Annotated in this window: 2 protein-coding genes; both read left to right on the top strand. The window is 74.3% G+C overall.

Annotated features, from left to right (window positions below):
* On the top strand, positions 1-585 hold a 585-nt coding region (gene cbiM / locus HC022_RS27460), incomplete at its 5' end, for a cobalt transporter CbiM (RefSeq protein WP_167454483.1).
* Positions 582-996: cobalt ABC transporter permease (locus tag HC022_RS27455; protein ID WP_254885292.1), on the top strand; the 415-nt coding region annotated here is incomplete at its 3' end. The genes cbiM and HC022_RS27455, both read left to right, overlap by 4 nt.

Genomic DNA, 996 nt, shown 5'->3' with positions numbered 1-996 from the left:
AACCCGGTGGTGATCGGCGGCGCCGTCGCCGCCGCCGGGGGCATCGCCCTCGGGCTGAAAACCCTCGACCTCGACCGCATCCCCACCGCCGGGGTGCTGTCGGCCAGCTTCTTCGTCGCATCGCTGATCCACGTGCCCATCGGGCCGTCCTCGGTGCACCTCATCCTCAACGGTCTGGCCGGGCTTCTGCTCGGCTGGGCCGCCTTCCCGGCGCTCTTCGTCGGGCTGCTGCTGCAGGCGGTGTTCTTCGGCTTCGGCGGGCTCACGGTGCTGGGGGTCAACACGCTCAACATCGCGCTGCCCGCGGTGCTGGCGTGGCTGCTCTTCGGCCGGCTGATCGGCCGCGGCACGCCGGTGCAGGGCGCGGTCTGGGGCGGCCTCGGCGGCGCCTTCGCCATCGCCGGCACCACCGCCATGGTGGCTGCCGCGCTGGCGCTCTCGGGCGAGGGCTTCCTGCCCGCCGCGAAGCTGGTGTTCTTCGCCCACATCCCCGTCATGGCGATCGAGGCGGTGCTCACCGGCTTTGCGGTGCTGCTGGCACGCAAGGTGAAGCCCGAGCTCTTCGTCCGGGGGATCGCCGCATGAGACGCCTCCTCCTGATCGCGGCGCTGGCCTGCGCCCCCCTGCCCGCCGCCGCCCACAAGGTCATCGCCGGGGTCTTCCCCTCGGGCGAGGCCATCGAGGGCGAGCTCGGCTTCTCGAACGGCGACATGGCCGCAGACACCGAAGTCGTCGTCACCGGCCCCGACGGCACCGAGCTGGGCCGCACCCGCACCGACGCCGACGGGTTCTTCACCTATGTCCCCACGGCGCCGGTGGCCCACAGCTTCCACGCCAACCTCGGCGCCGGCCACGTCGCCGAGGTCACCATGCCCGCCGAGGACGTGGCGCGGATCCTCGGCGCCGCCCCGGCCGCCGCGCCTGCGCCCACAGCGGCGGGCGCGGCCCCCTCCCCCCCCGGCGGCGCCCCCGGTGCGGCCGAGAAGCAGGCCATCG

Source organism: Salipiger sp. HF18, from assembly GCF_011806505.1.
GTDB lineage: Bacteria > Pseudomonadota > Alphaproteobacteria > Rhodobacterales > Rhodobacteraceae > Salipiger > Salipiger thiooxidans.
The sequence above is the reverse complement of the archived record's forward strand: the minus strand, read 5'-3'. Positions and strand labels throughout refer to the sequence as shown.